Below are 221 nucleotides of genomic sequence, written 5' to 3' on the forward strand. Positions count from 1 at the left end.
CCATAGTTCTTTCGTTCCTTCCGTCCCGGCATAATCCCCTCCGAAATAATGGCAGTTTACCAGTTCATGCTTACTCCCATCGAAATTTACATCCTCGTAGACGTAGATAAGCTTTGGCATAACGGTATTAATGCGGGGCTTTTTAATGTCACCCTTCTTTTCAAGATACTCGGCAGGTCGTTTGTTCCCAATGGACTGATGGCATCTTTCAAAGTTATAGG

At 43.9% G+C, this 221-nt stretch carries 1 pseudogene; it reads right to left on the minus strand.

From position 1 onward, the window contains the following. Window positions 1-221: pseudogene (locus tag DW019_RS15345) on the minus strand (hypothetical protein); the annotation flags it as partial.

It is taken from the genome of Clostridium sp. AF37-5, from assembly GCF_003477605.1.
GTDB lineage: Bacteria > Bacillota > Clostridia > Lachnospirales > Lachnospiraceae > Eubacterium_F.